Raw genomic sequence first — 7222 nt, 5'->3', positions numbered from 1 at the left:
TGCACTGGTATGATCACGCTAACTTTTGGCTGCTGGCCCTGATGAATTTTTTTTTGGCTTTGGACGTCTACTAATTTTCTTTTACAAAACGACAGATTAAAATCTATAAATTTAGCAAGCGCAGGCTTACTAGCTTTAACTGCTTCGTATAGCGCAATTGCTTCTACATAATTTCTGTTTCTTAGCTTTTCGTTTGCGAGATGAAGAGTTGTGGTAATCATGATAAGTATGCTTTTTCGGTAACTACTCAGGTACCCCAGCCCGGCCCCCAGCCTCCGGCTACTCGAAGCGCGGCTGGGGCGGGGAGCCCTGGAAGGTCAGTGTGAGGGCGAGGTAGAGATTCGTGCCCTGTTTGTGGAGGGTCGCGAGATAGGAGCGGATGGTGCAAAAGGTCTCAAGGCCGCCCGCGGTGCGAAAGCCACCGGAGACTTTCTGTTTGACCTTGGGCATGCGCACCGCCTGTTCACCGAGGCTGTCGGTGAAGGGAACCCCGGGATCGGTCATGAAGCGCCAGACATCGTCGGCGTAGAGCCGCAAACGATCGATGAGATTCAGCGCCTTGCCCTGCTTGGTCCGACCGCGTTTACCCGAGGGTGGGGCCCGCGGGTTGGCGGCTTCCCCGGTCGTGAGGATCTGGTCATAGGCGGCGTGATAATGGGCGATGCGCTCGGCCGGGAGTGGTGCACCGGCCGTCGCGACCTCATGACAGGCGGCGACCAGCAAATCGATCAGGCACTTGGCCCAGGCTTGCCCCATCTGCTCGCAGACGTAGATCAGTTCGCGTCGGTGGTGGGAATGACACAGGCCATGTTTGCAGGCCAGCCCGCGATCGGGTTTCCAGCCGTCGTGGATTAAGGTTCCCGCAAACGCGGTCAGCAGCCCGAAGGCGTCGAAGGCTTTCTTGCCGCGGTTCGGGTGGGCACCGAGCCAGGTCAGCAGCGGGGTGACCAGGACATGCATCCAGTGGAGTTTGCCGGCTACGCGCATCCCGGTTTCGTCGGCGTGGGCGACCGGGGCGGCTTTGAGCGCCTCACCCATCGCGGCCACGGTCGGGGCCAGCAGCACCTGCGCGTCGGCCCGGCTCGCCAGCACCGTGGCGTCGGACATCGGTAGGCCGCACAGATCGCCCATCAGCTCACCGGTGCGTGCCAGCGGCAGCATGTGGTGGTGGGTCAACAGCACGACCGCCGCTTTGCTGTCCGGTCCGTAATGCACCGGCGCCGACACCCCTGCGGGAAAGGTACCCCGATGGACCTTCCCACAGGTGCAGTGCAATTCGAGCACCTGATGCTCGGTGACCTCGCACTGCAACGGCGGCAGGTCGAACACCTGACGGGTCTCGACCACCACGGCCGCACTCAAGGGCAGCTGACAGGCATCGCACTGGCGCGCTGGAGCGTGTGTTTCAATCCGATCCGGCCGCGCGACACGCTGGAGGGTATGACCGGTGTGCCCCTTTTGCCCACCCGTCGGCTTCGAGCCGCAGATGCGCAACGACTTCGGTTTGGGTTTGTTCAGCCCGTCCGAGGACGGAGGCTTGCTGGAGTTGCGGCTGTTTTTCGCCAGCCGACCTTGCAGTTCCGCCACCGTAGCTGTCAGCGCGACGACGCGCGCCCACAAGTCCCCGATCAGGGCGTCTTTCTCGGCCACGCTTAAGCGCTCAAGATCGGGTAGAGTTTCCATGGCCTGAGATTAGCCGCTTCAGTACCGCGTGTCCAAGCGAAAGATGCCGGACCTTGAGCACCCCCATCTCCTGCAACTGCACCAGCAAGGTGTCGAGCAGACGCTGTTCGGCCTGTCCGGTCGTCAAGCGCGCACGAAATTCGCTCGACACGGTATGGTCGAACCCGGGATCGGTCAGCTCAAGCCCCAGCAGGTATTTCCAGTCCAGCCGTCCGCGCACCGCGTCTGCCGCCGCGCGATCGCACAGGTTCTCAACGAACTGGAGCACCGTCACCCAGGCCAAGCGTCCCGGCGCCTCGGCCGGTTGCCCGCGTCGGGGGAACAGATCGGCAAACCGCGCGTCGGTGTAAAGCGGACCCACGGCATCGGCGATCGTCAAGCAGAAGACGCCACGCGGAAAAGCCGCGCAGGCAACCCTTCGGGTTTCTTCAGGAATCTCGAACGCGGGGGCGGATTGGAGTGACATAGGAGCCTCCTGGGGTAACGGGCAGTCAATCCTTTTGACACCGCGGAGCGTCAACAGGTTGCCGCCGAGTACGCGACTCGCGGGAGTCAGGAGAATTCGCCACCAGTGACAGTACGTCCCGGGATCTCGATCACGCAGGCGCCTTTCTCAACTTTAAGTTTTGTTATCTTGAATTTCCGGCCAAGAGCTTCAAGGTCTTCGCGCCACATTGTCACGATTTCTTGTTCATCGTCACGCTGATAATCGTCCAGCAAGACGTCGATCGCGGCGGCCGGGAAGCATGTCAGAACCAAGGGCAGCGCGGGATAGCGCGCGTGTTTGCCAGTCGCGCCTGGCGGCCCATCGACAAACACCAGGATTTTTTTGGCACTTTCGCCGCAGGACGCTGCAACTTCGTTAAGCAGCGCCTGGCATTCATAGTAACGATAAGACAGATTGCATCTGCACGTGAATATCTCGTCGACCAGTGGCGAGAGCACTACGCGCGCAGCGTTCTCTACCTGCGCATGCTTCAGCATCACCATTGTCTTCTGGTGGTACAGATCAAGATGTTCGAATGCCACTTGCGGAACAGGAACTGCGGGCTCCCGCCACCCGGTACTGCGTCGTAGCGCCTCAGCGATGATGAGGGTAGACACGCCGGATCCGAATTCGATAATCAGATTGTAGCTATTATTCTCGATCATTCCGATAAGATGTTGCGCAAGCTCCGGGCTGATTGGCCAACCATGCATCGCCGGCATCAGGTAAACCGGCTGAAGATAGCTTTGAATACTTAAAAAAGCTTCTAACCGCCTGCTTGACTTTTGAATTTCGCTGGTAACTAATTTTTCCAGCACGCTGCACCGACGGGCGAGTTGAATATCGAGTTGCTTCGCTAATGCGGCGTTACCCGACTCATCCGGCGCGGTGATCGGCTGATCTGCACCCGCCGCGTCAACTGCCGTTGCAGGTGCCATCAACAGCGGTCGCGCTTTCACGCCTGGCCCATGGAAGTCACACCCTGGCTGGAGTAACGATTTTATTAATCCGAGTTGATGTCCGGAGCGTGCCTGCCAGGTCAATCGCGGATCTCCGCCCATTCCTTCCACGGCCGCCTTGAAATGCTCGTGCGCACGCGACTGATGATGACTGAGCGCGGCGACGCAACCGAGCGTGTTGTGCACACCGGCAATCAGCACTTGAGCAATCAGTGTTTGCTCGCAACCCCATTCTCGTGCCAGTTCGACGAAACACCGCGCGCCGATCTGGTCCGCTAGTTGCTGACGGGCGCCGGCGACCAGCAACGCCAACGTTGCACGATCCGGATGATCCACCAAATCCTCGGGATCGAGACCGGCGAGGGTCTCCCAATCACCAAATTGCCATTGCATGCGGGTACGCTCAAACAGCGACGCACTCGAGGGCGACAGTGTTTGTACTTCCCGGTTCCGCTGCAGCAAGTCGGCGACGGCAGGCCCAAGCGGGGTCGGGACCCCGATCGCGGGGCCTATCTCGCGTTCAGCATTCCGTTTCCGGCGCTTGCCACGTGGCTTGGTGCGCGACATGGGCGTTACCTACGCCTGCGGCTGACGCAGCAGCACGTCTTTGATCAGCTCGAGCTGAGCTTCGGCCTTGACCATTTCCTGATCGAGCCAATCCTGACGACGCTCCAGCTCGCCGCGTTCGCTCTCCAGCCGGGAGATGTGGACTGCCTGTGCCGCGTTGGCCTTGAGACACTGTTCCAATGCGGTCTGCTTCTCCTTCGCAACGTTCGCCTGCTTGATTGCGGTCTCTTGCGCGTGCTGAACTTGCGTTTCAAAGTCGCTAAGCTTCTTGGTTTTCTCGGCGAGCCGCTGAGTCAACTCCTGGATTTTCGTCAAGCGCTCGACTGCCAGACGCGCTTGCTCTGTACACGCTTGATTGGCGTCTTCCAGTTGACGCGACAACTCGGCAATCAATTTGGATTCTTCTTGCCGCATGCCGACAAGTTGCAGCAGTTCATGTTTCTGCTCGGCGAGCAGCGTGGCCTGAGCGTTGCGCTCCTGGATCAATGTTTCAATCTGCACGTCACGATCGGCGGCAAGCACCCGCTGCTCTTCAAAGCCCAATCTGAGCGATTTCGCTTCGCATTCGAGGACGAGCACTCGGGGCTCGTAGTAAGCACGTAAATCGCGGACATAGATCGCATCACCCAATGCCGGATGCAAACTTTCGAGCACTGCAACCTGCCGAAACCCCTGCACGGCAAGGAATGCGGTCAGTTCCGCCACGGAACCGCCGTCCAGCGCGATCACCTCGGGGTCCAAAATGACGCGCGCACAAAGGACATCTATCTGATCCAGATATCGACCCGCACCAACGAGAATGGGGAGAACGGGAAAGCAATTGATGACCAACCAATTTGCTTGAGCCGACCGTTCGTCGACCGCGGTGTCGAGAAGTTCGTCAAGCCGACGTTGAGGAACCTGCAGGTTCTCAAGCACGTGGACATTAGGCCACAACGCGCGTAACTGCTCTACTGCCACGCACCCGCTGGCTGGCCGGTGCGAAGCGACGAAAAAAGGAGCGGATTCGAGACGATCAGCGCCCAACAGCGCACACACGACCTCGCAGTCGGGAACTTCAGTAACCGCGGCGGAGATTTGGTCGGCCTCTGTTGGGTTCGCTTCGATTATCAGTAAGCGGTCAACTGCCAGATCTTTCCAAAACCGCCTGGCCGCAACCCCATTTTCCGCCCCGACTTGGATCACACAACGAGGGGGGGTTAGATAGCGGATGATTCCCAAGCAAGCGGATACTGATGGGGCGAACCGGTTAAAAATGGTCAAACGAGGTTCCATGCGATATTCAGCGTTGGCGAATCGGCCGAGATCGTTCAAAGTCGAGATGTCACCACGGGTGTTGCAGCAACACAGTCCTGGCGACAGCCCCAGCGCCGGGTGTACTATACGCGGAAATCGGTGTTCCCGCGACAGTTCCATTGCTTAACCGACCCCCTGCTGCACTGACCAGAACAGGCGCACTGGATTCCTACCGGAGGATGACCAAGCGCTAGCGTAGTCCACCGAATCCCGTGCTGCAACTGGTGGACTACGCTGCGCTTGTCCACCCAAAGCCGCCGGGTCGGGACTTGGGTCAAGTCTTCCGCGGGCCATCGCCACCATGACGGCCAGGGCCAGCAGACCCGGATCCGAGTCTTCGCCAGGCTGCGGTTGAAACGCCGCTCGCGGGCGACGCGGGTGTCGATTCGGTTTTTGACCGCTCCAGCGACGCACCGACGGCTGCATCGCGAATCCGGCGATACCCAACACGAAAAAGGCCCACGATGTCTCCAACCTATGCTGTGACGGTCTGGACTCTGATCCCGATCCTGCTGACTGGCCTACCAGGTTCGCTCACCGCGCCAACCACAGCGCTCGCCGACGAATCCCCGGTCGCTGTCGTTGAGGCGCCAAGCCAAACCGCCTCCGACTTGGGTCTGTGGCAACGGACGCGGACAACCGCCGAACAATGGTGGCAGCGCTCGCGCGCTATGGCGGGTCAGGCAGCACAGGATGCCCGCGGCCTGTTGGAGCAGCAACCGGGTGGGTTCCCGCAGGTCTGGGAGAATGTGGTCCCGAAGCTCGAGGAAACACTGGTCCTTGAGGACCGCCACGCGGACCTGCCCGACAGCGCCTGGATCGGTCAAGACAAGGTCTCCAATCAGGCCGAAATCGATGATCTGCTCGATGATGCAGTCGCCATCCTGTCCAGTTCACCGGTGCAGCAGTTCCGCGAGCGCATCCGCACCATCCAGACCGAGATCGAGGCCGCCCGTGCGGCCATCGCCAGTTATCGCCAAAGCCGTGTTTCGGCTCCCGGCGAGTCGACCATCAAACGGACAGTCGCCGACTACGATCGACTGATTGTCGAAAAAGAGCAGCAGATCGCGCAACTCACCAAGCGATTGGGCGAGGTGAAACGCGAATTCGCAACGGCGGTGCGGGCACTGGGGGTGGAACTGAGTGACGAACAGGTGGAATTCCTGCTGTCCACCGTCGTCGGCGACAACATGGTCGACCTCGGCATCCTGTTCGATAACGTCAAAGCGGTCACCAATCAACTGGAGACCCTGGTGGCACAGAGCGGCGAGGACCTCCAGAGCGCCCGCCGCTATTACGGCATGTACGTGGTCCTGCTGCGCGCGCTCGAACGGATGCACGTGAAGATCGAAGAGGCCATCGGCGAACAGTACATTCCGCAGATCGATTCGATCATGGCCCGCGCCCAGCAGCTCAGCGGCGAGACCCGCGAGCTGCTGCGTACCTCACCGACTAAGGGCGATCTGCTCGCCGCCAACCTCGAGGCTCAGCGACTCACCGTCGACGCGGCCGGCATCTATCGCCAGTACCTGAGCGATCAGGCGAATCAGGTCAGCAAGGCCCGGCGTGAATTGGCAAAGGATATCGCGGCGGCCTGGAACACCTATGAAACGGTGCGCGTCTCCGGAGAATTGGTTGGGCTGGTGAAATCCAGCCAGCGACTACTGGAAGGACTGATGAACCGCCAGGTTCCGGCGCTGCGGCCATTCGAGAACCTGGAGCTGCGCCGCGAGTTCGAAAAGCTCACCGACCAGCTCCGACGGAGCGGGCCAGGCTGACCCGGTAACAAATCGTGACATCGCACGTCGCCGCGGCCGGCCGACCAAGGCCCGCTGGTCAAGGTCCCCAACCCAACCACCGGGGTGCGATGCATCTCCACCGCAGCGGCGCGGGCGGACCTATCCGTCATTTTCGGACAATGCCCCGGCAAGCCCCGTCAGCGCTCACCAAGCCACTGATCTATAGTGACTTTCTGAGGGCTCGGCGAGTTGATTAATCCCTCTCAGGGGGCTATCGTTACAGACGCTTGATCGTTGAATCGGCCGTTGCCGGACGACGTGCAAGCGCACACAGACGTCAGGCTACGACAACCAGGCACCGTACCCCATGGACCGCCAAGAAGCAGCAAAATTCATGCTCGACTGCCTTCGCACCATGCTGGCCCGCAAAGGCTCCGATCTGTTCATTTCCGCGGAGTTTCCCCCGGCGTGCAAGATCGACGGGCGGATGA

At 60.2% G+C, this 7222-nt stretch carries 6 protein-coding genes and 1 pseudogene; 2 read left to right on the top strand and 5 right to left on the bottom strand.

The window, feature by feature from the left end; all coding sequences use genetic code 11:
* The 5 genes from QZY03_RS23345 to QZY03_RS23325 all read right to left on the bottom strand — a co-directional run.
* The coding region (locus QZY03_RS23345; RefSeq protein WP_295585076.1) for a hypothetical protein at positions 1 to 221 on the bottom strand (221 nt) is incomplete at its 3' end.
* 58 nt (positions 222 to 279) lie between these two features.
* Positions 280 to 1683, bottom strand: a complete 1404-nt coding sequence (locus QZY03_RS23340) for an IS66 family transposase (protein WP_295585074.1) — start codon at positions 1681 to 1683, stop codon at positions 280 to 282.
* The gene (locus QZY03_RS23335) at positions 1661 to 2149 is read right to left on the bottom strand and encodes a transposase (RefSeq protein ID WP_295585073.1); all 489 of its coding nucleotides are present in this window, start codon (positions 2147 to 2149) and stop codon (positions 1661 to 1663) included. The genes QZY03_RS23340 and QZY03_RS23335 overlap by 23 nt, the downstream gene beginning before the upstream one ends.
* A gap of 86 nt (positions 2150 to 2235) precedes the next feature.
* The gene (locus QZY03_RS23330; RefSeq protein ID WP_295585071.1) at positions 2236 to 3696 is read right to left on the bottom strand and encodes a hypothetical protein; all 1461 of its coding nucleotides are present in this window, start codon (positions 3694 to 3696) and stop codon (positions 2236 to 2238) included.
* Positions 3697 to 3705: 9 nt separating this feature from the next.
* Positions 3706 to 5010 carry a hypothetical protein gene (locus tag QZY03_RS23325; RefSeq protein WP_295585069.1) on the bottom strand — a complete coding sequence of 435 codons (1305 nt, stop codon included), beginning with the start codon at positions 5008 to 5010 and terminating at the stop codon, positions 3706 to 3708.
* A gap of 446 nt (positions 5011 to 5456) precedes the next feature.
* Here QZY03_RS23325 and QZY03_RS23320 point away from each other — a divergent pair, with 446 nt between their 5' ends.
* Together QZY03_RS23320 and QZY03_RS23315 are read left to right on the top strand one after the other, a co-directional pair.
* Entirely contained in the window at positions 5457 to 6770 is a 1314-nt protein-coding gene (locus QZY03_RS23320) for a hypothetical protein (RefSeq protein WP_295585066.1), read from the top strand.
* Positions 6771 to 7098: 328 nt separating this feature from the next.
* Positions 7099 to 7222: pseudogene (locus tag QZY03_RS23315) on the top strand (type IV pili twitching motility protein PilT); the annotation flags it as partial.

This window comes from uncultured Lamprocystis sp. (assembly GCF_903933125.1).
In the GTDB taxonomy this organism is placed as follows: domain Bacteria; phylum Pseudomonadota; class Gammaproteobacteria; order Chromatiales; family Chromatiaceae; genus Thiodictyon.
Note: the sequence above shows the minus strand (reverse complement) of the source record. Positions and strands in the feature narration are given on the sequence as shown.

Excerpts from the sequence above, each read along its gene's own strand:
- QZY03_RS23340 (WP_295585074.1), bottom strand. The coding sequence starts at position 1,683 with ATGGAAACTCTACCCGATCTTGAGCGCTTAAGCGTGGCCGAGAAAGAC.
- QZY03_RS23335 (WP_295585073.1), bottom strand. The coding sequence starts at position 2,149 with ATGTCACTCCAATCCGCCCCCGCGTTCGAGATTCCTGAAGAAACCCGA.
- QZY03_RS23330 (WP_295585071.1), bottom strand. The coding sequence starts at position 3,696 with ATGTCGCGCACCAAGCCACGTGGCAAGCGCCGGAAACGGAATGCTGAA.
- QZY03_RS23320 (WP_295585066.1), top strand. The coding sequence starts at position 5,457 with ATGTCTCCAACCTATGCTGTGACGGTCTGGACTCTGATCCCGATCCTG.